At 38.6% G+C, this 20,875-nt stretch carries 37 protein-coding genes; 1 reads left to right on the forward strand and 36 read right to left on the reverse strand.

Annotation, left to right across the window (positions count from 1 at the left end):
- Nucleotides 1–179: 179 nt before the first annotated feature.
- Nucleotides 180–938 carry a DeoR/GlpR family DNA-binding transcription regulator gene (locus tag CD039_RS07035; protein ID WP_103371728.1) on the reverse strand — a complete coding sequence of 253 codons (759 nt, stop codon included), beginning with the start codon at nt 936–938 and terminating at the stop codon, nt 180–182.
- Between the two features lie 157 nt (nt 939–1,095).
- On the opposite strand from CD039_RS07035, the gene CD039_RS07040 reads away from it, so the two are divergent.
- Nucleotides 1,096–1,830 carry an NAD-dependent protein deacylase gene (locus CD039_RS07040; RefSeq protein ID WP_103371729.1) on the forward strand — a complete coding sequence of 245 codons (735 nt, stop codon included), beginning with the start codon at nt 1,096–1,098 and terminating at the stop codon, nt 1,828–1,830.
- A gap of 66 nt (nt 1,831–1,896) precedes the next feature.
- On the opposite strand, the gene rpsI is transcribed toward CD039_RS07040, so the two are convergent.
- From rpsI to rpsJ, 35 genes are all read right to left on the reverse strand, one after another.
- Nucleotides 1,897–2,289, reverse strand: a complete 393-nt coding sequence (gene rpsI, locus CD039_RS07045; RefSeq protein WP_002471323.1) for a 30S ribosomal protein S9 — start codon at nt 2,287–2,289, stop codon at nt 1,897–1,899.
- 19 nt (nt 2,290–2,308) lie between these two features.
- Nucleotides 2,309–2,746 carry a 50S ribosomal protein L13 gene (rplM, locus tag CD039_RS07050; RefSeq protein ID WP_103371730.1) on the reverse strand — a complete coding sequence of 146 codons (438 nt, stop codon included), beginning with the start codon at nt 2,744–2,746 and terminating at the stop codon, nt 2,309–2,311.
- Nucleotides 2,747–2,947: 201 nt separating this feature from the next.
- Nucleotides 2,948–3,751 carry a tRNA pseudouridine(38-40) synthase TruA gene (gene truA / locus CD039_RS07055; RefSeq protein ID WP_103371731.1) on the reverse strand — a complete coding sequence of 268 codons (804 nt, stop codon included), beginning with the start codon at nt 3,749–3,751 and terminating at the stop codon, nt 2,948–2,950.
- A 6-nt stretch (nt 3,752–3,757) separates the two neighbouring features.
- A complete protein-coding gene (locus CD039_RS07060; RefSeq protein WP_103371732.1) occupies nt 3,758–4,564 on the reverse strand; it encodes an energy-coupling factor transporter transmembrane component T family protein in 807 nt (268 codons plus the stop codon).
- Nucleotides 4,554–5,414: an energy-coupling factor transporter ATPase gene (locus tag CD039_RS07065; RefSeq protein ID WP_103371733.1), complete on the reverse strand. Its 861-nt coding sequence runs from the start codon at nt 5,412–5,414 to the stop codon at nt 4,554–4,556. Before CD039_RS07065 ends, CD039_RS07060 begins: the two co-directional genes overlap by 11 nt.
- Complete coding sequence (locus tag CD039_RS07070) at nt 5,411–6,220, reverse strand: energy-coupling factor transporter ATPase (protein ID WP_103371734.1); 810 nt, start codon at nt 6,218–6,220, stop codon at nt 5,411–5,413. Before CD039_RS07070 ends, CD039_RS07065 begins: the two co-directional genes overlap by 4 nt.
- A gap of 483 nt (nt 6,221–6,703) precedes the next feature.
- A complete protein-coding gene (gene rplQ, locus CD039_RS07075) occupies nt 6,704–7,072 on the reverse strand; it encodes a 50S ribosomal protein L17 (RefSeq protein ID WP_002471309.1) in 369 nt (122 codons plus the stop codon).
- 23 nt (nt 7,073–7,095) lie between these two features.
- Complete coding sequence (locus CD039_RS07080) at nt 7,096–8,040, reverse strand: DNA-directed RNA polymerase subunit alpha (RefSeq protein ID WP_049407669.1); 945 nt, start codon at nt 8,038–8,040, stop codon at nt 7,096–7,098.
- A 76-nt stretch (nt 8,041–8,116) separates the two neighbouring features.
- Nucleotides 8,117–8,506 carry a 30S ribosomal protein S11 gene (gene rpsK / locus CD039_RS07085; protein WP_002471279.1) on the reverse strand — a complete coding sequence of 130 codons (390 nt, stop codon included), beginning with the start codon at nt 8,504–8,506 and terminating at the stop codon, nt 8,117–8,119.
- A gap of 23 nt (nt 8,507–8,529) precedes the next feature.
- A complete protein-coding gene (rpsM, locus tag CD039_RS07090) occupies nt 8,530–8,895 on the reverse strand; it encodes a 30S ribosomal protein S13 (RefSeq protein ID WP_002471272.1) in 366 nt (121 codons plus the stop codon).
- Between the two features lie 22 nt (nt 8,896–8,917).
- Nucleotides 8,918–9,031, reverse strand: coding sequence for a 50S ribosomal protein L36 (gene rpmJ / locus CD039_RS07095; protein WP_002471372.1), 114 nt, complete (start codon nt 9,029–9,031; stop codon nt 8,918–8,920).
- 31 nt (nt 9,032–9,062) lie between these two features.
- Nucleotides 9,063–9,281: a translation initiation factor IF-1 gene (infA, locus tag CD039_RS07100; RefSeq protein WP_002471350.1), complete on the reverse strand. Its 219-nt coding sequence runs from the start codon at nt 9,279–9,281 to the stop codon at nt 9,063–9,065.
- A gap of 166 nt (nt 9,282–9,447) precedes the next feature.
- Nucleotides 9,448–10,098: an adenylate kinase gene (locus CD039_RS07105; RefSeq protein WP_103371735.1), complete on the reverse strand. Its 651-nt coding sequence runs from the start codon at nt 10,096–10,098 to the stop codon at nt 9,448–9,450.
- Between the two features lie 17 nt (nt 10,099–10,115).
- Complete coding sequence (gene secY, locus CD039_RS07110; RefSeq protein WP_049407667.1) at nt 10,116–11,408, reverse strand: preprotein translocase subunit SecY; 1,293 nt, start codon at nt 11,406–11,408, stop codon at nt 10,116–10,118.
- Entirely contained in the window at nt 11,408–11,848 is a 441-nt protein-coding gene (rplO, locus tag CD039_RS07115) for a 50S ribosomal protein L15 (RefSeq protein WP_103371736.1), read from the reverse strand. The genes secY and rplO overlap by 1 nt, the downstream gene beginning before the upstream one ends.
- Before the next feature lie 16 nt (nt 11,849–11,864).
- Nucleotides 11,865–12,044 (reverse strand): 50S ribosomal protein L30, encoded by a 180-nt coding sequence (gene rpmD / locus CD039_RS07120; protein WP_002471339.1) that lies wholly within the window; start codon nt 12,042–12,044, stop codon nt 11,865–11,867.
- A 16-nt stretch (nt 12,045–12,060) separates the two neighbouring features.
- Nucleotides 12,061–12,561 carry a 30S ribosomal protein S5 gene (rpsE, locus tag CD039_RS07125; protein WP_002471257.1) on the reverse strand — a complete coding sequence of 167 codons (501 nt, stop codon included), beginning with the start codon at nt 12,559–12,561 and terminating at the stop codon, nt 12,061–12,063.
- A gap of 21 nt (nt 12,562–12,582) precedes the next feature.
- Nucleotides 12,583–12,945 (reverse strand): 50S ribosomal protein L18, encoded by a 363-nt coding sequence (gene rplR, locus CD039_RS07130; RefSeq protein ID WP_002471319.1) that lies wholly within the window; start codon nt 12,943–12,945, stop codon nt 12,583–12,585.
- 31 nt (nt 12,946–12,976) lie between these two features.
- On the reverse strand, nt 12,977–13,513 hold the full coding sequence (rplF, locus tag CD039_RS07135; RefSeq protein WP_002471299.1) for a 50S ribosomal protein L6: 537 nt from the start codon (nt 13,511–13,513) through the stop codon (nt 12,977–12,979).
- 24 nt (nt 13,514–13,537) lie between these two features.
- Nucleotides 13,538–13,936 (reverse strand): 30S ribosomal protein S8, encoded by a 399-nt coding sequence (rpsH, locus tag CD039_RS07140; protein ID WP_002471330.1) that lies wholly within the window; start codon nt 13,934–13,936, stop codon nt 13,538–13,540.
- A gap of 31 nt (nt 13,937–13,967) precedes the next feature.
- Complete coding sequence (locus CD039_RS07145) at nt 13,968–14,153, reverse strand: type Z 30S ribosomal protein S14 (RefSeq protein ID WP_002471303.1); 186 nt, start codon at nt 14,151–14,153, stop codon at nt 13,968–13,970.
- A gap of 20 nt (nt 14,154–14,173) precedes the next feature.
- Nucleotides 14,174–14,713 (reverse strand): 50S ribosomal protein L5, encoded by a 540-nt coding sequence (rplE, locus tag CD039_RS07150; RefSeq protein ID WP_103371737.1) that lies wholly within the window; start codon nt 14,711–14,713, stop codon nt 14,174–14,176.
- Nucleotides 14,714–14,737: 24 nt separating this feature from the next.
- Nucleotides 14,738–15,055, reverse strand: a complete 318-nt coding sequence (gene rplX, locus CD039_RS07155) for a 50S ribosomal protein L24 (protein ID WP_002471259.1) — start codon at nt 15,053–15,055, stop codon at nt 14,738–14,740.
- 37 nt (nt 15,056–15,092) lie between these two features.
- On the reverse strand, nt 15,093–15,461 hold the full coding sequence (gene rplN, locus CD039_RS07160) for a 50S ribosomal protein L14 (RefSeq protein WP_002471341.1): 369 nt from the start codon (nt 15,459–15,461) through the stop codon (nt 15,093–15,095).
- Nucleotides 15,462–15,490: 29 nt separating this feature from the next.
- Nucleotides 15,491–15,754, reverse strand: a complete 264-nt coding sequence (rpsQ, locus tag CD039_RS07165; protein ID WP_002471371.1) for a 30S ribosomal protein S17 — start codon at nt 15,752–15,754, stop codon at nt 15,491–15,493.
- Between the two features lie 25 nt (nt 15,755–15,779).
- Complete coding sequence (gene rpmC, locus CD039_RS07170) at nt 15,780–15,989, reverse strand: 50S ribosomal protein L29 (RefSeq protein ID WP_000644737.1); 210 nt, start codon at nt 15,987–15,989, stop codon at nt 15,780–15,782.
- A complete protein-coding gene (rplP, locus tag CD039_RS07175) occupies nt 15,979–16,413 on the reverse strand; it encodes a 50S ribosomal protein L16 (protein ID WP_049407661.1) in 435 nt (144 codons plus the stop codon). Before rplP ends, rpmC begins: the two co-directional genes overlap by 11 nt.
- 2 nt (nt 16,414–16,415) lie before the next feature.
- Nucleotides 16,416–17,069 carry a 30S ribosomal protein S3 gene (gene rpsC / locus CD039_RS07180; protein WP_002471267.1) on the reverse strand — a complete coding sequence of 218 codons (654 nt, stop codon included), beginning with the start codon at nt 17,067–17,069 and terminating at the stop codon, nt 16,416–16,418.
- Between the two features lie 23 nt (nt 17,070–17,092).
- Nucleotides 17,093–17,446: a 50S ribosomal protein L22 gene (rplV, locus tag CD039_RS07185; RefSeq protein ID WP_002471313.1), complete on the reverse strand. Its 354-nt coding sequence runs from the start codon at nt 17,444–17,446 to the stop codon at nt 17,093–17,095.
- Nucleotides 17,447–17,474: 28 nt separating this feature from the next.
- On the reverse strand, nt 17,475–17,753 hold the full coding sequence (gene rpsS / locus CD039_RS07190) for a 30S ribosomal protein S19 (protein ID WP_002471283.1): 279 nt from the start codon (nt 17,751–17,753) through the stop codon (nt 17,475–17,477).
- Nucleotides 17,754–17,819: 66 nt separating this feature from the next.
- Nucleotides 17,820–18,659 (reverse strand): 50S ribosomal protein L2, encoded by an 840-nt coding sequence (gene rplB / locus CD039_RS07195; protein ID WP_103371738.1) that lies wholly within the window; start codon nt 18,657–18,659, stop codon nt 17,820–17,822.
- A gap of 31 nt (nt 18,660–18,690) precedes the next feature.
- Nucleotides 18,691–18,966, reverse strand: coding sequence for a 50S ribosomal protein L23 (gene rplW, locus CD039_RS07200; RefSeq protein WP_002471342.1), 276 nt, complete (start codon nt 18,964–18,966; stop codon nt 18,691–18,693).
- The gene (gene rplD / locus CD039_RS07205; RefSeq protein WP_002471375.1) at nt 18,966–19,589 is read right to left on the reverse strand and encodes a 50S ribosomal protein L4; all 624 of its coding nucleotides are present in this window, start codon (nt 19,587–19,589) and stop codon (nt 18,966–18,968) included. Before rplD ends, rplW begins: the two co-directional genes overlap by 1 nt.
- A 26-nt stretch (nt 19,590–19,615) precedes the next feature.
- On the reverse strand, nt 19,616–20,278 hold the full coding sequence (rplC, locus tag CD039_RS07210) for a 50S ribosomal protein L3 (protein WP_049407656.1): 663 nt from the start codon (nt 20,276–20,278) through the stop codon (nt 19,616–19,618).
- 27 nt (nt 20,279–20,305) lie between these two features.
- Nucleotides 20,306–20,614: a 30S ribosomal protein S10 gene (gene rpsJ / locus CD039_RS07215; protein WP_002471362.1), complete on the reverse strand. Its 309-nt coding sequence runs from the start codon at nt 20,612–20,614 to the stop codon at nt 20,306–20,308.
- Between the last annotated feature and the right edge of the window lie 261 nt (nt 20,615–20,875).

Raw genomic sequence — 20,875 nt, forward strand, 5'->3', positions numbered from 1 at the left:
AACGGCGACATTTTTATTGTCACCATTCTACTTCTTACTTCATCTAATGATTAATCTCGACCAGTTATTTATTTTTTTCTTAGCTTGTTAGTATCTTACCTACCTCTACATATCGTCGCAATCAATTACTTTAAAGTTTCAGTATTTTTTCTATCTACCCTTGTCCTCACAAATGTTACTTAATAATAAATCTTTTTATTATAATCCAACAAATAGTCAATCGCATCTCTGCGTAACGCATCCGTATAAATACCTGTCACTTCTGTAATATCACAGAACTGATTGAAATCCTCTTTGAAGATCTTTGAGCTATCTACAAGCAAATACGTCTCAAGCGAATGATTTAACGCGATTTGTTGCGTATAAGCTTCCTCTACTGATGAAGTCATCGCATATCCATTGTTCACCGCATTACTACTGAAAAACATCTTGTTGAACTTCAGATTGCTCAATATCGTATTCGTCATCTCGCCTACGAAAGATTGAGTAATATCACGCATGTTGCCACCTAACAAGAAGACTTTAAAGTCGAGCGATTTTTTCTTATTCAGAATTTCAAATACTGGCAAGCAATTGGTGATAACTGTTAACTTCTGATGATCTATTTCTTCCGCAAGAATTTCAATCGTAGTCCCGGGGCCTAAGAAGATATTATCCCCTTCTTCAATAATCGCAGCCGCTTGATGGGCAATCGTTCTTTTTTCCGTCACATGCTCTGTATGTTTCTCCTTGTGAGAGCGTTCTCTATACTGAGTTAAATCGTTGCTACGCGCGCCTCCGTAAATCTTCGTTAGCACGCCTTGTTCTTCAAGTTCACTCAAATCTCTTCTCACTGTCATATCTGAGACATTTAAATCAGCAACGATTTCATTCGTCGTCACCGATCCTTTTTTATTAATTAATTTCGTAATTTCTTCGAGTCGTTCAAATTTATTCACATCAATCCCTCGCTCTATGTCCAGCGTTCATTCATTGTACTCTCAATATGTCATACTATACCATACTCTAAGCCATTTTTCTTAAATAGGTAAAATGGCTCATGTGTACTATAATAAAAGTAATAACTCTGATAAATATCAAATAGAGGTGTTAATGATGACAGATCAAATCACTAAATTGAAGACGATCATCGATGAATCAGAACGTATCGTGTTCTTTACAGGAGCGGGTGTATCCGTTGCAAGCGGCATTCCAGATTTCCGTTCTATGGGTGGTTTATTCGATGAAATTTCCAAAGACGGTTACTCTCCTGAATATTTACTCAGCCGTGACTATTTAAATGCGGATCCAGAAGGTTATATTAACTTCACGCACAAACGCTTACTCATGTCTGATAAAGCGCCTAATCCAGTACATGAATGGATTGCACAACTCGAAGATGAAGGACGTGCGCTAGGCGTCATTACGCAAAACATCGATGGCTTGCATAGTGATGCTGGTAGTACAAATGTCGATGAACTACATGGTACATTGAATCGATTCTATTGTTTAAACTGTGATGCTGAATACACGAAAGAAGAAGTTATGGAGAAAACGTTAAAGGAATGTGAGCGTTGTGGAGGCCCTATTCGTCCAGATATCGTGCTGTATGGAGAAATGCTCAATCAGCAAACGATCAGTCGAGCATTAAACAAATTAACGTCTGCAGACACACTTGTCGTATTAGGTACTTCTTTAGTTGTGCAACCCGCAGCTGGATTAGTCTCCAACTTCCAAGGTGACCATTTTGTCATTATTAATCGAGATCAAACGCCTTATGACAATTCAGCAGACTTAGTCATTCACGATGATATGGTAGATGTGATTAAAGCATTAAACGAGCAATCTTAATTTCAATATCAACGTAAAAAAACACTTCCCAATCTTTTGGGAAGTGTTTTCGTATCGAACCACAAATTAACGTTTTGAGAATTGTGGAGAACGACGTGCTTTTTTAAGACCTGGTTTTTTACGTTCTTTCATACGTGGGTCACGAGTTAAGAGACCTGCGCGTTTTAAAGAACCTCTGTATTCAGGGTCTGCTTCTAATAATGCACGAGCGATACCGTGACGGATAGCTTGTGCTTGTCCAGTGAAGCCACCACCATGAACATTAACTAATACATCATAGTTACCTTTAGTTTCAGTTACATCAAATGGTTGACTTAAGTCTAAGATTAAAGATTCGAATGGTAAGTAATCGCGTACGTCACGTTCGTTTACTTTGATATTACCTTCACCTGGTACTAAACGAACACGTGCTACTGAGTTTTTACGACGGCCTGTGCCTCTATATTCAACTTGTGCCAATGTAATTTCCTCCTTCTAATTAACCACGTAACTCGTAGTTTTCTGGTTGTTGTGCAGCGTGTGGATGTTCAGCGCCACCATATACAAATAATTTCTTGCCTTGTTTCTCACCTAAACGTGTGTTTGGTAACATACCTTTGATTGAAGTTTCTAATAAACGTTCAGGGTTAGTTTCTCTTAATTCACCAGCAGTGATTGATTTGATACCGCCTGGGTGATTTGAGTGGTGGTAGTAGACTTTATCTTTGTCCTTTCTACCAGTAAATTGAATTTGTGATGCGTTGATGATGATTACATAGTCACCAGTATCAACGTGTGGTGTGTAAGTTACTTTATTTTTACCGCGTAAAATAGCTGCTACTTCTGAAGAAAGACGACCAAGCGTTTGTCCAGCCGCATCAATAACATACCATTTGCGTTCAATATTTGATTCGTTAGCCATAAATGTTTGACGCATAATATTGTCCTCCTAGTAAATAAATGGTTATCTCATTAAATGTTGTTACGATTTAAAGCTTAGATTTCATTTATTAATTACTGTTAGTTCTACCTGCTTCTATATCTTGTAACACAATAAGTTTCCGGGGCTTATCGTGGGGTAATATAAAACAATACCGTTAATAATCGTATAATTTATAACCCATTTTGTCAATGTCATTCAGTCATTTTCTAATGATTTTTTTCGATGTATACGGATATCTTCGCCAAAGTCTTGAATTAAAGATTCTGGGGACAAATAGACCTTTTCTAAATACAACCCTGCTGCTGGAGCAGTAAATGGCATTTGGTTACGATCTTTAGCCTCTAATAACCGTGGCACATCTTCAGGACGTTTCTTACCTTGCCCTACTTGTAGTAAAAATGCGACCAGTACTCGAACCATATTATAAAGAAAGCCTGAACCTGTCACGACATAGTCAAAACCGTCCTCAGTCACTACCATTCTACTTTCATAAAGCGTACGCACTTTACTTTCGACCTCAGTCTTCTGCGAACAAAAGCCTGTGAAATCGTGTGTCCCTACGAAAGCTTGTGCCGCTTCTTGCATCGCCTCAATATCCAGCTGATAAGGGATGTATGTCTTTAATCCACTTTGAAAAGGATCTTTGTGCGCCCCTTGATATATCTTGTAGCGATACGTCTTCCCTACACAATCGTAGCGACAATGGAAGTTGTCGCTCACAAATTGGATGTCATGCACGTAAATATCATCTGGCAAAGCACTATTCATCGCATATTGCCATTTCTCAGGTGTGATATTCAATTCAGTATCAAAGTGAAAGTATTGATTTAAAGCGTGCACCCCACGGTCAGTACGACTTGTCGGATGTATGCGCACATGACGTTTGTGCATACGTTTCAATATCTTCTCAAATTGTTGTTGAATCGTACGACCATTCTGTTGAATTTGAAATCCTAAATAGTCACGACCCATATACGCTATATTAACTAATACACGCATTAGTAATTACACTCCTAAGTATTTTAATCCAAATAATATAAGCGCGATTGGAATAATCGACAATAGGAAGCAAGTGTCTTTGAACTTCCAGTGTAGTCGACGGTAATTGGTACGTTCTCGATCGACGTCATAACCTCGCACTTCCATAGCAATGGCTAAATCTTCTGCGCGTTGAAATGCAGAGATAAATAGCGGGATGAGTAGTGGCACGAAAGCGCGCACACGTGTGATGAAACTGCCTGAACTGATTTCGGAACCACGAGATTTCTGAGCGAGAATAATCTTGTCTAACTCTTCCATCAATGTCGGGATAAAGCGTAAAGCGATGGACATCATCAGACTTAACTGCTGCACAGGTACTTTGACCAGCTTTAAAGGCGACAGTAGTTTATCAAAGGCGTGTGTTAAGTCTAATGGACTTGTAGACAATGTTAAAATGGTTGAAATCATCATGATGAACATCAATCGCAGTACGATATAGATACCTTCAATAATCCCATTGGAATCAATCGATAGCATACCCACTTGAACTAAGCGTGTACCTCCCTTAGTTAGAAAGAGGTGCATCAGAAATGTGAGTGCTAAAAATATCCACAATGGGGTCAGCCCTTTTACAATATACCATGGCCGAATCTTCGCAAGTTGCATGGCTATAAAGATCAGTACGAATAGCCATAGATACGTTGCAGCCGAGTGAGCGAAAAAGACAAGTATAATAAACAGAAAGACAAAGATAAACTTTGCGCGTGGATCTAAACGATGAATAATACTATCTAACGGTAAATAGCGGCCGAGTATAAATTTATCTTTCATGTTGCCACTCCTTATACATCGCTACAAATTCCTCTTCAGTCAACGCAGTACGTGCGAATTGAGTTTGATGGCGTTGTTCAACATCCTTCTGAAGTTGAACGATATCAGGTAACTCTAAATGTAGCGCTTCAACTTTAGATGTATCACTAAACAACTCACGTGGTGTCAATGTCTCAACTACTTGACCTTGTCGCATCACTTTGACCTCATCCGCATATTGAGCCACGTCATTCATCTCATGTGATATCAGAATAATCGTCTTGCCCTCTTCTTTCTGTAGCCGCTTAATCAATTGCATCACCTGTGTTTTACTATGCGGATCTAAGCCTGCTGTAGGCTCGTCTAATATGATAACGTCGGGGTCCATAGCTAATATTGAAGTCAATGCAATTTTGCGCATTTGACCCCCAGACATCTGAAACGGCGAGCGCGCCATAATATCTTCTTGGAAACCAAACTCTTTGAATAACGCTTTCGCCCTATTAAGTACCTCTTCTTGATTCATCTTGAAGTTCTGCGGACCAAAACGAATCTCACGTTCTACATTATCTTCGAATAGTTGAGATTCAGGAAATTGGAATACCATTCCTACATGTTTACGGATATCTCGTAAAGCTTTGTCTTTCGTCTTGGCGGTAATACGTGTACCGTTCACATAGACTGAACCCTTAGTTGGTTTCAGCAAACCATTGATATGTTGAATCAGTGTGGACTTACCTGAACCTGTATGGCCGATGATCGCATAATATTTACCTTCATCGAACTGTGTAGTGACGTTCTTTAACGCTACAAACTCGTGCGGCGTCTTAGGTTGATATACTTGCTCTACTTCTTGAAAATAAATCGTCATAGCATCTTCACCAACTCATCATAAGTCACATATTGGGTTTCGTGCCCTAAAGCTTTATACATACGCATCGCAAAAGGCAAATCGAGACCAATGTGTTCTAAATCATGCTGTGAATTAAATACAGAGCGAGGTGTTCCTTCTGTATAAACACGGCCTTGATCTATAACGATCATATAGTCTGAATCGACTACCTCACTCAGATCGTGCGTGATTGATATAATCGTTACGTTCTTCTCTGCTTGTAACCTTTTAATCAAAGTGATGAGCTCATTGCGACCTTCAGGATCTAACATAGAAGTAGCCTCGTCCAGTATAATAACGTCTGTATTTAAGGCAAGCACGCCAGCAATGGCAACTCTTTGTTTCTGCCCACCTGATAAAGCTGAAGGTTCACTATCTTTGTATTGAAGCATATTCACATCTTCTAAGACCTCTGGAACGATTCGATGCATCGTTTCGTAATCCGTCGCATGATTCTCCAAACCGAAAGCGACGTCAAACTCTACCGTTGAGCCTACAAATTGATTTTCAGGGTTCTGAAAGACAATTCCGATATGTTGACGTAGCTCTTCCAACTCCATATCTGACGTCGCTTGCTGATTGAAATAAATCTGCCCTTCGTGTGGCTGTTCTATTCCCATCATCAGTTTAGTCAATGTAGACTTGCCTGACCCATTATGTCCTACGATAGATGTCCATTTACCTCGTGGAATATCGAAATTAATATGTTCTAATATTGTGGGTCCTTCCTCTTGATATCGAAAGGAAATATCTTCAAACGTAATCACCGAATCGAAGCTTTCCATGCTTTGAACCTCCGTTTAAATTGCGCTTGCTATATATTGTACACGAATTACCCTTTAGTGTATACGAGTAGACCCGTGCGGTTGAGCTCATAGATAGTGTGTGCGATTGCATTCTTTGTACTAGCTTGCTTAACCTATCCTTGAATTCTATCCAATCTGAAAGTAATTAACCCGCAGATGATGTTGTGATTCATCCACGGGTTATGCTGATATGTTTCACTATGCCTTAATTATGTATGAATAAGCTCATTAAAAAGATTGATGAGCTCATTACATGACTGCTTTATAACGATAACAAGCGTCTCGTTATATATTGCTGAATATAAAAAAGCGCGCACCCCATCATGAGTTCACGCTTAGTTCAAATTTAGTTGGATGGGGTGCTCTGAGCTAGACAATATTTGTATGTGGCAAACATTATCATTGCACTCATTTGCTTTAAATATAGTAGTTAGTGTATTTAAATAGTCGTTTCTATCTTAATTAAACGAGTTCGATGATTACTGATTCAGCACCATCACCACGACGAGGACCTACTTTAAGGATACGAGTGTATCCGCCTTGACGTTCAGTGTAACGTTCAGCGATTTCGCCGAATAATTTTTGAAGTGCAGTTTGAGTTGTTTCATCTTCGTTTAAGATCTTAACGTTGCGTAAAGTTTTAGCAGCGTTACGACGAGATGCTAAATCACCTTTTTTACCTAACGTGATTAATTTTTCTACGATTTTGCGTAATTCTTTCGCGCGAGCTTCTGTAGTTTCAACACGTTCACTTACGATTAATGAAGTCGCTAAGTCACGAAGCATTGCTTTACGTTGATCAGAAGTGCGTCCTAGTTTTCTGTAAGCCATGAGTTAACCTCCTTTATTCTATATTAATCTTCTTTTCTAAGTCCAAGTCCTAAATCTTCGAGTTTGTATTTAACTTCTTCTAGAGATTTACGACCTAAGTTACGTACTTTCATCATATCTGCTTCAGATTTATCTGCTAACTCTTGAACAGTATTGATGCCTGCACGTTTAAGACAGTTATAAGAACGTACGGATAAGTCTAATTCTTCAATAGACATTTCAAGTACTTTTTCTTTTTGGTCTTCTTCTTTTTCAATCATGATTTCAGCATTTTGTGCTTCATCAGTTAATCCTACAAAGATGTTCAAGTGTTCAGTCATAATTTTTGCTGCTAATGAAACTGACTCTTGTGGCGTAATAGAACCGTTAGTCCAAACATCTAGTGTGAGTTTGTCGAAATCACTGCTTTGTCCAACACGTGTATTCTCTACTGTGTAGTTTACACGTTCTACTGGAGAATAAAGTGAATCAACAGGAATAACTCCAATTGGTAAATCACTAGTGTTGTTTTGTTCTGCTAATGCGTAACCTCTACCCTTGTTTGCAACTAAGCGGATTTTTAAATGACCACCATTAGAAACCGTTGCAATCTTAAGATCAGGATTTAGTATTTCAACATCACTATCATGTGTAATGTCGCTTGCAGTTACTTCGCCTTCATTTTTAACATCGATTTCTAGCGTCTTATCTTCTTCAGAATAGATTTTTAAAGCTAGTTTCTTGATGTTCATAATAATTGTTGAAACATCTTCAACTACATTATCGATTGCTGAGAACTCGTGTAATACGCCTTCGATTTCGATATATTTAACGGCTGCACCTGGTAATGAAGATAGTAGGATACGACGTAAGGAGTTTCCTAGTGTAGTACCGTAGCCACGTTCAAGTGGTTCAACAACGAACTTACCGAATTTAGCATCTTCACTAATTTCAATTGTTTCAATTCTAGGTTTTTCGATTTCTATCATTTAATAATATCCTCCTCGAATACGTCGACTTATTATATGCTGTTGCTCAGTGCCCTCGGACAATAACAATCAAAAATTATACGCGACGACGTTTTGGTGGACGACAACCGTTATGTGGAACTGGAGTTACGTCACGGATAGCAGTAACTTCTAAACCAGCTGATTGTAACGCACGGATAGCTGATTCACGACCAGGTCCAGGACCTTTAACAGTTACTTCTACAGTTTTCAAACCATGTTCCATTGCAGATTTAGAAGCTGTTTCTGAAGCCATTTGTGCAGCAAATGGTGTTGATTTTTTAGAACCTTTGAAACCAAGTGCACCTGCTGATGACCATGATAATGCATTACCGAATTCGTCAGTAATAGTTACGATTGTGTTATTGAATGTTGAACGGATGTGCGCTACACCGTTCTCAATATTCTTTTTGACTTTACGTTTACGAGATACTTGTTTACGTGCCATTTATATTCTGCCTCCTTTACCTATTATTTTTTCTTATTAGCTACAGTCTTAACTGGGCCTTTACGTGTACGAGCGTTGTTTTTAGTCTTTTGACCACGAACTGGTAAGCCACGACGGTGACGGATACCACGGTAAGAAGAGATTTCCATTAAACGTTTGATGTTTAAGTTTTTCTCACGACGTAAGTCACCTTCAACTTTGTAACCGTCTACTACTTCACGGATACGACCTAATTCGTCATCTGTTAAATCTTTTACACGAGTATCTGCTGAAACGTTAGCTTCTTCAACAATTTTGTTAGCAGTTGAAGTACCGATACCGTATATATAAGTTAATGAAATAACAACTCGTTTTTCACGAGGAATATCGATTCCTGCAATACGTGCCATATTTGATTACACCTCTCTTTTATTATCCTTGTTTTTGTTTGTGCTTAGGATTGCTACAAATTACCATTACTTTACCTTTACGTTTAATGACTTTACATTTTTCGCAAATTGGTTTTACTGATGGTCTTACTTTCATTTTTATACCTCCCTATATTATGGAGTGACGATTATTTATAACGGTAAGTGATTCTACCTTTAGATAAATCGTATGGAGACATTTCAACAGTTACTTTGTCACCAGGTAGAATACGAATATAATTCATTCTAATTTTACCACTCACATGTGCTAAAATTTCATGACCATTTTCTAATTCTACTTTAAACATTGCATTTGGTAAAGTATCTAATACTGTACCTTCAAGTTCGATTACATCTTGTTTTGCCATCGGTTACTTCCTCCTTTTGCAATAGTTCATGATCTTGGATGGATTATTCTGTGTTAATGAAATTTCTTTCATCTTAAAAGTGCTAAGCATCAGTTCTTAAACATCAAGAATGTACATATCGTCACTCTCGTAATGATTAAAATGAGTCTTACTTAACTTTCACACATTATTTTAAATCATCTAAGATTTGAATCACATCTGAAGTGACATCGTCGATATCTTTAGCTCCGTCAATATTTTTCAATACACCTTTTTGATCATAGTATTCTAAGATCGGTTTAGATTGTTTAATATTGACTTTCAGACGATTTGAAACAGTTTCAGGGTTGTCATCTTCACGTTGATATAATTTACCGCCATCAAGATCACATACACCTTCAACTTTCGGAGGATTGAACACAAGATGATACGTAGTACCACATTTTTCACAAATTCTGCGACCAGTTAGGCGATTCATCAATTCCTCTTCTGGAACTTCAATATTGATCACAGCTTCGATTTCACGATCTAAGTCACTCATAATGTCGTTGAGTGCTTCTGCTTGATCAATTGTACGAGGAAATCCATCGAGTAAGAATCCTTTCTTAGCATCGTCTTCAGAAAGTCTTTCTTTAACGATACCCACTGTTACCTCATCTGGTACTAATTCGCCACGATCCATGAATGATTTCGCTTTCTTACCAAGCTCAGTTTCTTCACGAATCGCTTTACGGAACATATCACCAGTAGATATATGAGGGATCGGATATTTCTTTACGATTTCACTCGCTTGAGTTCCTTTTCCTGCACCAGGTAAACCCATTAAAATGATATTCATAAGTGCCCTCCTACAGATTATCTACGACCAAAGCCTCGATATTCTTTCTGACTCACTTGTGCTTCTAAGCTCTTCATTGTCTCAATAGCAACACCGATAACGATGAGCAAGCTTGTACCACCGACTTGGATGGACTGAGGCAAGCCCATGAGCTTCGTCGCTAGAATCGGCAATATCGCTACCACAGCTAAGAAGATAGAGCCAACGAAAGTTAAACGATATAAGACTTTGGTAATATATTTTTTAGTTTGTTCACCAGGACGAATTCCTGGGACATAACTTCCTTGTTTCTTAAGGTTGTCAGCCATCTTTTCAGGGTTAACTTGAACGAAAGCATAGAAATAAGTGAATGCGATAATCAAGATAATATAAACTATCATTCCGATATTATTTGATGGATTGGCAACACTAGAGACTTTCTGTGCCCAATCTGCATCAGGGAAGAAGAGCGTTAACGTTCTAGGAAGTAAGAAGAACGCCATTGCAAAGATTACCGGAATAACCCCTGCAGAGTTGACCTTTAAAGGTAAATACGTTGCTTGTGAACCTATTCTTTGTGCTGATTGTTTCTTCGCATACTGAATTGGCACTTTACGTAACGCTTGTAGTACGTAAATCGCACCAATAGTTAAAAGTATCAAACCGACGATAAGACCAATCACTTTCAACCATGCCATAGACACATCTTCAGCACCTACAAAGGCTTGTTGATAGAATTGGTTAATTGACGACGGTAACGTTGACAAGATACCGGCGAAGATAATAATTGAAATACCGTTACCAACACCAAATTGAGTGATTTGTTCACCCAACCACATAAGAAATGCAGTTCCAGTTGTTAAAACTACTGCGATAAGTAGATAACTCATGATGCTTTGGTCAATGAGCAAAGCACCTTTCAAATAGTTATTGAACTGGAATGCCATACCAATAGATTGAACGAAAGCAAGTATAACGGCGAAATAACGAGTTACGTTCGTTAATTTCTTCCGCCCTACATCACCTTGTTTTGCCCACTCTGAGAACTTAGGAACGATGTCCATTTGTAACAACTGCATAACGATAGAAGCAGTGATATATGGCATGATTCCCATCGCAAAGATTGAAAAGTTCTTCAAGGCGCCGCCACCGAATGTGTTTAACAGATCAGTGACACCTTGAGAACCTTGTTGCTGATCAAAGGCATTTGGGTTTACGCCCGGTGCTGGTATATAAGTACCAATTTTGAAAATAACTAACATCGCGAGAGTAAAAAATATTTTATTACGAACTTCTTTAGTCTTGAAGAAGTTCACGAGCGTTTGAAACATTAAATCACCTCGTGTACTCCGCCTTTAGCATCAATTGCTTCTGCTGCAGAAGCAGAGAATTTATGAGCTTTCACTGTTAATTTTTTCTCTAGTGAACCTTTGCCTAGGATTTTAATACCTGATTTCTCGTTCTTCACTACACCAGATTCTACTAAAAGAGCAGGAGTTACTTCAGTACCATCTTCAAATTTATTGAGTTGGTCTAAGTTAACAATAGCATACTCTTTACGGTTGATGTTAGTGAAACCACGTTTAGGTAAACGACGGAATAGAGGTAATTGACCACCTTCGAAGCCTGGTTTGATATTACCGCCTGAACGTGCTTTTTGACCTTTTTGTCCACGACCACTTGTCTTACCATTACCTGTAGCTGCACCACGACCTACGCGGTTGCGTTCTTTACGAGAACCTGCTGCTGGTTTTAACTCATGTAATTTCATTTCGGCACCTCCTTAATTATTTTTCTTCAACAGTCAATAAGTGACTTACTTTGTCGATTTGACCACGAATTGCTGGGTTGTCTTCAACAACTACTGTAGAGTTAGTCTTTTTTAATCCAAGTGCTTCAACTGTTTTGCGTTGAGTTTCTGGACGACCAATCACACTACGACTGAGGGTAATTTGTAATTTAGCCATAACTTATATTCCCTCCTTAATTGTAAAGTTCTTCAACTGATTTGCCGCGTAATTTAGCAACATCTTCAGCGTTTTTAAGATTTTGTAAACCGTTAATTGTTGCACGCACCATGTTGATTGGTGTGTTTGAACCTAGTGATTTACTTAAAATGTCAGTGATACCTGCTAATTCAAGTACGGCACGAACTGGACCACCAGCGATTACACCAGTACCAGGAGCAGCTGGTTTCATGAAGACATTTCCTGAACCATAACGTCCTGTGATTGTATGAGGTGTAGTACCTTCAACACGAGGAACTTCGATAAGTTCTTTCTTAGCATCTTCAACAGCTTTCTTGATCGCTTCAGGTACCTCTTTAGATTTACCAGTACCGAAACCTACGCGACCATTCTTGTCTCCGACTACAACTAATGCAGTGAAACGGAAATTACGTCCACCTTTAACAACTTTAGCAACACGGTTAATCGTTACAACGCGTTCTTCAAATTCTTTAGTTTCTTCATCTCTGCGAGCCATTTAAGTGTCCCTCCTTTTAAATTAAAATTCTAATCCGTTTTCACGTGCAGCTTCTGCTAAAGCTTTCACACGTCCGTGATATAAGTAACCTCCACGGTCAAATACGATTGTAGAGATTCCTTTGTCTTGAGCTCTTTTAGCGACTGCTGCGCCTACTTTAGAAGCCATTTCGACTTTAGAACCTGATTCGTTAGCAAGTTCTTTGTCTTTAGTTGAAGCTTGCGCTAAAGTTTCGCCTTTCACATCGTCGATTACTTGAGCGTAGATGTGTTTGTTTGAACGATAAACGTTTAAACGAGGCTTCTCAGCTGTACCAGATAATTTAGTACGAACACGAGCATGTCTTTTTAAACGTACTTTGTTTTTATCAATTTTGCTGATCATGTCAATACTCCTTTCTATAGAGTGTTATTTATTATTTACCAGTCTTACCTTCTTTACGGCGAACGTATTCATCTTTGTAGCGAATACCTTTACCTTTATAAGGTTCTGGAGGTCTTACTGAACGGATGTTTGAAGCAGTAGCTCCAACTAATTCTTTAGAAATACCAGATACCGTCACGTTTGTGTTCTTTTCAACTGAGAAGCTGATACCGTCTTCAGCTTTGATCTCTACTGGGTGAGAGTAACCAACGTTAAGTACTAAGTTCTCACCTTGCATTTGAGCACGGTAACCTACACCAACAAGTTCAAGTGACTTGCTGAAACCTTGTGATACACCAAGTACCATGTTGTTGATTAAAGCACGAGTAGTACCGTGTACTGTTCTGTCTTCTTGAGAATCAGTAGGACGGATAACTTCTAATGCGTTATCTTCTTGTTTGTAAGTCATTCTCTCACTTAATGTTTTTGATAATTCGCCTTTAGGACCTTTAACAGTCACTGTATTGTTGTCAATAGAAACTGTTACGTCATTAGGGATTTCGATTACTTTTTTACCAACACGACTCATGTTATCGCACCTCCTTGTTAATGATTACCAAACGTAAGCGAGGATTTCTCCGCCGATATTACGTTTTCTAGCTTCTTTATCTGTGATAACACCTTCAGATGTTGATACTAATGCAATACCTAAACCGTTTAATACTTTAGGAACTTCATCAGCTTTAGCGTAAACACGTAAACCAGGTTTAGAAATACGTTTTAAACCAGTGATTACACGTTCGTTGTTTTGACCATATTTTAAGAATAAACGAATAACACCTTGTTTATCGTCTTCTACAAATTCAACATTTTTGATGAAACCTTCATTTTTTAAGATTTCAGCGATTTCTTTTTTGATATTTGATGCAGGTAACTCTAATTTATCGTGACGTACCATGTTAGCGTTACGCACGCGAGTGAGCATATCTGCAATTGGATCTTGCATTGTCATTGATTGTTGCCTCCTTTCAGACTTGTTTGTATTACCAGCTTGCTTTACGAACGCCAGGAATTTGGCCTTTGTAAGCTAATTCACGGAAACAAATACGGCATAATTTGAATTTACGATATACAGAATGTGGACGTCCACAACGTTCACAACGTGTGTATTCACGTACAGAGAACTTCTGTTTTTTCTTTTGTTTAGCTACCATTGAACTTTTAGCCATTTAATTAGCCTCCTTTAGAGTTATTTTTGAAATGGCATACCGAATTGAGTTAATAACTCACGAGCTTCTTCGTCAGTGTTAGCAGTAGTAACGATGACGATATCCATTCCACGTACTTTGCTTACTCTATCATAGTCAATCTCAGGGAAGATAAGTTGTTCTTTAATACCTAATGTGTAGTTTCCACGACCATCAAATGATTTTTTAGAAACACCGTGGAAGTCACGTACACGTGGTAATGAAACTGAGATAAGTTTATCTAGGAATTCGTACATTCTTTCACCGCGAAGTGTAACTTTCGCACCGATTGGCATACCCTCACGTAAACGGAATGTAGCGACTGATTTTTTCGCTTTAGTTACTAATGGTTTTTGACCAGTGATTTGTTCTAACTCTTCAACAGCGTTGTCTAATACTTTAGAGTTTTGAACAGCGTCACCTACACCCATGTTCACTACAATTTTATCAATTTTAGGTACTTGCATTACTGAACTGTAGTCAAATTTTTTCACTAAGTTCTCAGTAACTTCTGAGTTAAATTTTTCTTTTAAACGGTTCAAAGTGGATCCTCCTTTCACTAATTATTAATTATTAGATTTGATTTCTTCGCCAGATTTCTTAGCTACTCTGACTTTTTTACCATCTACAAATTTGTAACCAACACGTGTAGGTTCATTTGTTTTAGGGTCTAATAATTGTACGTTAGAAACATGGATTGCTGCCTCTGTTTCTAAGATTCCACCTTCAGGATTAAATTGAGTTGGTTTTTGGTGTTTCTTGATTACGTTCACACCTTCAACTACGACACGGTCATGTTTAGGTTGAGTTTCAAGTACTTGACCTTCTTTACCTTTGTCCTTACCTGCGATAACTTTTACGTTGTCACCTTTTTTGATATGCATGTGGGCACCTCCTTAGTGTTAATTGGTTTGATTAAAATTATAGTACTTCTGGAGCTAATGAAACGATTTTCATGAAGCTACCTTCACGTAATTCACGTGCAACAGGTCCGAAGATACGAGTACCACGTGGGCCTTTGTCGTCACGAATGATGACACATGCATTTTCATCAAATTTAATATAAGAACCGTCTTTACGACGAACGCCTGATTTAGTACGAACTACAACCGCTTTAACAACGTCACCTTTTTTGACAACGCCACCTGGTGTAGCATTTTTAACAGTTGCAACGATAATATCGCCGATGTTCGCAGTTTTACGACCAGATCCACCTAATACTTTGATAGTTAGTACTTCACGCGCACCAGAGTTGTCTGCAACCTTTAAGCGACTCTCTTGTTGGATCATAGTTAAACCTCCTTTATCTCAATGTTTTATTAAATAATTACTGATTCTTCAATAATTTCTACTAAACGGAAACGTTTTGAAGCTGATAAAGGACGAGTTTCTTGGATTTTAACAGTGTCCCCTAATTTAGCTGAATTGTTTTCGTCATGTGTTTTATATTTTTTAGAGTATTTTACACGTTTGCCGTATAACTTGTGTGTTTTGTAAGTTTCAACAAGAACTGTGATTGTTTTATCCATTTTGTCAGAAACGACTCTTCCAACATAAACTTTACGATCATTTCTTTCGCTCACTTTTGTAACCTCCTCTTTCATTTAATTATTGATTAGCCTTACTTTGTTCAATCTCTCTTTCACGAGCGACAGTTTTTAAACGCGCAATAGTTTTTCTAACTGTGCGGATACGTGCAGTTTCTTCTAATTGACCTGTAGCTAACTGAAAGCGTAGGTTAAAAAGCTCTTCTTTGGAAGATTTGATTTGTTCTTCGATTTCTGAAGTGGTTAAGTCTCTAATTTCCTTAGCTTTCATTTGTTTCACCACCCAATTCTTCACGTTTTACAAACTTAGTTTTAACTGGAAGTTTGTGACTTGCTAAACGTAATGCTTCGCGTGCTACTTCTTCGCTAACACCTGCTACTTCGAATAAGATACGACCTGGTTTTGCTACAGCGATCCAGCCGTCTACTGAACCTTTACCAGCACCCATACGTACTTCTAATGGTTTAGCAGTGTATGGTGTATGAGGGAAGATTTTGATCCAAACTTTCCCGCCACGTTTCATGTAACGTGTCATAGCAATACGAGCTGATTCGATTTGACGAGAAGTGATCCAAGATGTTGTTGTCGCTTGGATACCGTACTCACCAAATGTTACATAGTTACCGCCTTTAGAACGTCCAGTTGTTTTCGGACGATGTTGACGACGATATTTTACACGTTTTGGTAGTAACATTATTATTTTCCTCCTTCACTAGTGTTCTTAGTAGGAAGAACTTCTCCACGATAGATCCATACTTTGACACCTAACTTACCGTAAGTTGTGTCTGCTTCAGCATGTGCGTAACCGATGTCAGCACGTAGTGTATGAAGTGGAACAGTTCCTTCTGAGTATTGTTCTGCACGAGCGATGTCAGCTCCGCCTAAACGACCTGAAACTTGAGTCTTGATACCTTTAGCTCCTTGTTTCATAGCTCTTGAAATCGCTTGTTTTTGTACACGACGGAATGAAGCACGATTTTCTAATTGGCGAGCGATATTTTCAGCTACCAATTTAGCATCTAAATCGATTTTCTTAATTTCAACTACGTTGATGTGTACTTTTTTATCAGTTAAACCATTGATTTGGTTACGTAATTTTTCAATTTCTGAACCGCCTTTACCGATTACCATACCTGGTTTACCTGTATGGATAGCAATGTTAATACGGTTCGCAGCACGTTCAATATCCACGTGAGATACTGAAGCCTCTTTTAATGCTTTATCAATAAATTTACGGATTCTTAAGTCTTCATGTAATAATGAAGCAAAATCTTTCTCTGCGTACCATTTTGCTTCCCAGTCACGGATGACACCGACACGAAGTCCGATTGGATTAATTTTTTGACCCACAGTGTTCCCTCCTTAAAGTATTATTAAGCTTCTTTCGCTTCTTCTTTACCGTCACTTACGACGATTGTGATATGGCTTGTACGTTTGTTGATCGCACTTGCACGGCCTTGTGCACGTGGACGGAAACGTTTAAGCGTTGGTCCTTCGTTAGCATATGCTTCTTTAACTACTAATTCGTCTGTGTTCATATCATAGTTATGCTCAGCATTTGCTAAAGCGGAATTTAATAATTTTTCTACGACTGGTGATGAAGCTTTGTTTGTTAGCTTTAAGATAGCAAGAGCTTCCCCAGCACTTTTTCCTCTAATTAGATCTAATACAAGTCTAACTTTACGAGGTGCGATTCTAATTGTTCTTGCAACCGCTTTTGCTTCCATTGGATTGTCCTCCTCTACTTGTTAGATATTATCTTCTTGTCTTCTTATCGTCTGCTGCGTGACCTTTGAATGTACGAGTTGGTGCGAATTCGCCTAATTTATGACCAACCATGTCTTCGACAACATATACTGGTACGTGTTTACGTCCGTCATGTACTGCGAATGTGTGACCGATAAAGTTAGGGAAAATAGTTGAACGACGTGACCAAGTTTTGATTACTTGTTTTTTGTCATTACCGCTTTGCGCTTCAACTTTTTTCATTAAGTGATCATCGACAAAAGGTCCTTTTTTAATACTACGAGCCATTTTGGCGCCTCCCTTCTTATTATGGCGTGCAGCGATTACGCCGCACACACTAATAAGTTTTTAGAATTATTTTTTCTTCTTCTTACGTCTACGTACGATAAATTTATCAGATGATTTTTTACCGCGACGTGTTTTCTTACCAAGCGTTGGTTTACCCCATGGTGACATTGGAGATGGCATACCGATTGGAGCACGGCCTTCACCACCACCGTGAGGGTGATCGTTAGGGTTCATTACAGAACCACGAACTGTTGGACGGATACCTTTCCATCTTGAGCGACCTGCTTTACCAACGTTAACAAGTTCGTGTTGAAGGTTACCAACTTGACCAATCGTAGCACGGCAAGTTGAAAGGATCATGCGTACTTCACCTGATTTTAAGCGAATAAGTACGTATTTACCTTCTTTACCAAGTACTTGAGCGTTTGCACCTGCTGAACGAGCAAGTTGTCCACCTTTACCTGGTTTAAGTTCGATATTGTGGATTACTGTACCTACTGGAATGAATTGAAGTGGTAATGCGTTACCTACTTTGATATCAGCATTTTCGCCACTTTCTACTTCTTGTCCTACTTTTAAGTTTCTTGGAGCAAGAATGTAGCGTTTCTCACCATCAGCGTAAACAAGTAATGCAATGTTTGCTGAACGGTTTGGATCATATTGAATTGAATCAACTTTAGCAGTGATTCCGTCTTTGTCACGTTTAAAATCGATAACACGGTATTGACGTTTATGTCCGCCACCATGATGGCGTACTGTCATTTTACCTTGGTTGTTACGTCCCGCTCTTTTCGGTAGCGGCTGTAATAATGACTTTTCAGGTTTAGTCTTCGTAATTTCAGCGAAGTCTAAAGTAGTCATATTACGACGACCATTTGTTATTGGCTTATATTTTTTAAGAGCCATTGTCGCTTACCTCCTTATTGGTAACTTATTTTTAGTTGAATAGATCGATTGATCCTTCAGATAATTTAACGATAGCTACACGACGTTTGTTTGTGTAACCTTGATAACGTCCCATACGTTTCTTTTTAGGTTTATAGTTAATGATATTAACTTTGTCTACTTTTACATCGAAGATTTCTTCAACTGCAATCTTAACTTGTGTCTTGTTAGCAGTAGTCGCAACATCGAATGTATATTTATCTTCTGCCATTGCTGCAGATGATTTCTCAGTGATTACGGGGCGCTTAATAACATCTCTTGCTTCCATTATCCGAGCACCTCCTCAACTTTTTTCGCAGCTGCTTCAGTAATGATTACACTGTCAGCGCTTGAGATATCTAATACGTTTAAACCTTCAGCTGTAGTAACTTGAACGCCTGGGATGTTGCGTGCTGATAATTCAACGTTTACATCTTCGCCTTCAACTACTACTAATACTTTCTTAGGTTGTTCTAAATTAGTAAGTACGTTTTTGAATTCTTTAGTTTTTGGTGCATCGAAGTTAAATGCATCTACTACTGTGAATCCATTTTCTTGTACTTTGTAAGATAATGCTGAGCGTAAAGCTAAACGACGCATTTTCTTAGGCATCTTATAGCTATAGCTTCTTGGTGTTGGTCCGAATACGATACCACCACCGCGCCATTGTGGAGCTCTGATAGTACCTTGACGTGCGCGTCCTGTACCTTTTTGTCTCCATGGTTTACGGCCACCGCCTCTTACTTCAGAACGATTCTTTACAGAGTGCGTACCTTGGCGTAATGAAGCGCGTTGTAAATTGATAGCTTCGAAAAGAACATCGTTGTTTGGTTCGATTGCAAATACTGCATCATTTAATTCAACTGAACCTGATTTAGATCCGTCTACTTTTACTACATCATAATTAGCCATTATGCATTTCCTCCTTTCGTCCGTTATTATTTATTACCTTTTTTAATTGAAGTTGTGATTTCTACAAATCCTTTTTTAGGACCTGGTACGTTACCTTTAACTAAGATGACGTTGTTGTCAGTATCAACTTGAACTACTTCTAAGTTTTGTACTGTAACTGTATTGCCGCCCATGCGACCTGGCATTTTTTGACCTTTGAATACTTTAGATGCGTCAGATGCCATACCTACTGAACCAGGTGATCTGTGGAAGTGAGAACCGTGTGAGCTTGGTCCACGTCCTTGGTTATGGCGTTTGATAGCACCTTGGAAACCTTTACCTTTAGATACGCCTGTTACATCAATTACATCGCCAGTTTCAAATGTATCTACTGAGACTTCTTGACCTACTTCGTATTCATCAACGTTTACGTTTCTGAATTCACGAATGAAGCGCTTAGGTGCTGTGTCAGCTTTCTTAGCGTGACCTTCAGCTGGTTTGTTCGCAAATTTGTTTGATTTACGTCCTTTTTTGTATCCTTGTTTATCTTCGAAACCTACTTGGATTGCGTTGTAACCGTCAACCTCTTCAGTTTTCTTTTGTAGGACAACGTTTTGTCCTGCTTCTACTACTGTTACTGGGATTAAGTCACCGTTTTCTCCGAATACTTGTGTCATCCCAATCTTTCTTCCTAAGATTCCTTTGGTCATCGAAAGTCCACCTCCTATAGTTATCTATTATAATTTAATTTCGATGTCTACACCTGATGGTAAGTTTAAGCCCATAAGAGCATCTACTGTTTTTGGTGTAGGGTTTACAATGTCGATTAAACGTTTATGTGTACGTTGTTCGAATTGTTCACGAGAATCTTTGTACTTATGCACCGCACGGATGATTGTGTAAACTGATCTTTCAGTTGGTAATGGGATCGGTCCAGAAACATCTGCACCAGAACGTTTAGCTGTTTCAACAATCTTCTCTGCTGATTGATCAATCACTCGGTGATCATAAGCTTTTAATCTGATTCTGATTTTTTGTTTTGCCATAATTTACCCTCCTTATTCGTCTACATTTAAGTGATAGACTTCTCCACGAAAACTATCTCACACAACGCCATGACAAAGCGGCCGGGTGTGTCAGTAACCTTTCGCTTCATCGCGTTTTCTAAAAGTCCAACATTAGATATAATACACGAAATGCGTTGATTTATCAAGCTTTCGCTTACCTTTAATTAAACTTTTTGTCTAACACATACCCTGTTATTGTACTGTATATTAGAAAGTACTTCAACACCTTTTCCAGGATTT

The organism is Staphylococcus argensis (genome assembly GCF_002902305.1).
Taxonomy (GTDB): Bacteria; Bacillota; Bacilli; order Staphylococcales; family Staphylococcaceae; genus Staphylococcus; species Staphylococcus argensis.

Excerpts from the sequence above, each read along its gene's own strand:
- CD039_RS07040 (WP_103371729.1), top strand. The coding sequence starts at position 1,096 with ATGACAGATCAAATCACTAAATTGAAGACGATCATCGATGAATCAGAA.
- rplM (WP_103371730.1), bottom strand. The coding sequence starts at position 2,746 with ATGCGTCAAACATTTATGGCTAACGAATCAAATATTGAACGCAAATGG.
- truA (WP_103371731.1), bottom strand. The coding sequence starts at position 3,751 with ATGCGTGTATTAGTTAATATAGCGTATATGGGTCGTGACTATTTAGGA.
- CD039_RS07060 (WP_103371732.1), bottom strand. The coding sequence starts at position 4,564 with ATGAAAGATAAATTTATACTCGGCCGCTATTTACCGTTAGATAGTATT.
- CD039_RS07065 (WP_103371733.1), bottom strand. The coding sequence starts at position 5,414 with ATGACGATTTATTTTCAAGAAGTAGAGCAAGTATATCAACCTAAGACG.
- CD039_RS07070 (WP_103371734.1), bottom strand. The coding sequence starts at position 6,220 with ATGGAAAGCTTCGATTCGGTGATTACGTTTGAAGATATTTCCTTTCGA.
- rplQ (WP_002471309.1), bottom strand. The coding sequence starts at position 7,072 with ATGGCTTACAGAAAACTAGGACGCACTTCTGATCAACGTAAAGCAATG.
- CD039_RS07080 (WP_049407669.1), bottom strand. The coding sequence starts at position 8,040 with ATGATAGAAATCGAAAAACCTAGAATTGAAACAATTGAAATTAGTGAA.
- rpsK (WP_002471279.1), bottom strand. The coding sequence starts at position 8,506 with ATGGCACGTAAACAAGTATCTCGTAAACGTAAAGTCAAAAAGAATATT.
- rpsM (WP_002471272.1), bottom strand. The coding sequence starts at position 8,895 with ATGGCACGTATTGCAGGAATCGATATTCCTCGTGAAAAACGAGTTGTT.
- rpmJ (WP_002471372.1), bottom strand. The coding sequence starts at position 9,031 with ATGAAAGTAAGACCATCAGTAAAACCAATTTGCGAAAAATGTAAAGTC.
- infA (WP_002471350.1), bottom strand. The coding sequence starts at position 9,281 with ATGGCAAAACAAGATGTAATCGAACTTGAAGGTACAGTATTAGATACT.
- CD039_RS07105 (WP_103371735.1), bottom strand. The coding sequence starts at position 10,098 with ATGAATATCATTTTAATGGGTTTACCTGGTGCAGGAAAAGGAACTCAA.
- secY (WP_049407667.1), bottom strand. The coding sequence starts at position 11,408 with ATGTTTCAAACGCTCGTGAACTTCTTCAAGACTAAAGAAGTTCGTAAT.
- rplO (WP_103371736.1), bottom strand. The coding sequence starts at position 11,848 with ATGAAATTACATGAGTTAAAACCAGCAGCAGGTTCTCGTAAAGAACGC.
- rpmD (WP_002471339.1), bottom strand. The coding sequence starts at position 12,044 with ATGGCTAAATTACAAATTACCCTCAGTCGTAGTGTGATTGGTCGTCCA.
- rpsE (WP_002471257.1), bottom strand. The coding sequence starts at position 12,561 with ATGGCTCGCAGAGATGAAGAAACTAAAGAATTTGAAGAACGCGTTGTA.
- rplR (WP_002471319.1), bottom strand. The coding sequence starts at position 12,945 with ATGATCAGCAAAATTGATAAAAACAAAGTACGTTTAAAAAGACATGCT.
- rplF (WP_002471299.1), bottom strand. The coding sequence starts at position 13,513 with ATGAGTCGTGTTGGTAAAAAAGTAATCGAAATCCCTAATGACGTAACA.
- rpsH (WP_002471330.1), bottom strand. The coding sequence starts at position 13,936 with ATGACAATGCAAGATCCAATTGCAGATATGCTCACTCGCGTGCGTAAC.
- CD039_RS07145 (WP_002471303.1), bottom strand. The coding sequence starts at position 14,153 with ATGGCTAAAAGTTCAATGGTAGCTAAACAAAAGAAAAAACAGAAGTTC.
- rplX (WP_002471259.1), bottom strand. The coding sequence starts at position 15,055 with ATGCATATCAAAAAAGGTGACAACGTAAAAGTTATCGCAGGTAAGGAC.
- rplN (WP_002471341.1), bottom strand. The coding sequence starts at position 15,461 with ATGATCCAACAAGAGAGTCGCTTAAAGGTTGCAGACAACTCTGGTGCG.
- rpmC (WP_000644737.1), bottom strand. The coding sequence starts at position 15,989 with ATGAAAGCTAAGGAAATTAGAGACTTAACCACTTCAGAAATCGAAGAA.
- rplP (WP_049407661.1), bottom strand. The coding sequence starts at position 16,413 with ATGTTACTACCAAAACGTGTAAAATATCGTCGTCAACATCGTCCGAAA.
- rplV (WP_002471313.1), bottom strand. The coding sequence starts at position 17,446 with ATGGAAGCAAAAGCGGTTGCAAGAACAATTAGAATCGCACCTCGTAAA.
- rpsS (WP_002471283.1), bottom strand. The coding sequence starts at position 17,753 with ATGGCTCGTAGTATTAAAAAAGGACCTTTTGTCGATGATCACTTAATG.
- rplB (WP_103371738.1), bottom strand. The coding sequence starts at position 18,659 with ATGGCTCTTAAAAAATATAAGCCAATAACAAATGGTCGTCGTAATATG.
- rplW (WP_002471342.1), bottom strand. The coding sequence starts at position 18,966 with ATGGAAGCAAGAGATGTTATTAAGCGCCCCGTAATCACTGAGAAATCA.
- rplD (WP_002471375.1), bottom strand. The coding sequence starts at position 19,589 with ATGGCTAATTATGATGTAGTAAAAGTAGACGGATCTAAATCAGGTTCA.
- rplC (WP_049407656.1), bottom strand. The coding sequence starts at position 20,278 with ATGACCAAAGGAATCTTAGGAAGAAAGATTGGGATGACACAAGTATTC.
- rpsJ (WP_002471362.1), bottom strand. The coding sequence starts at position 20,614 with ATGGCAAAACAAAAAATCAGAATCAGATTAAAAGCTTATGATCACCGA.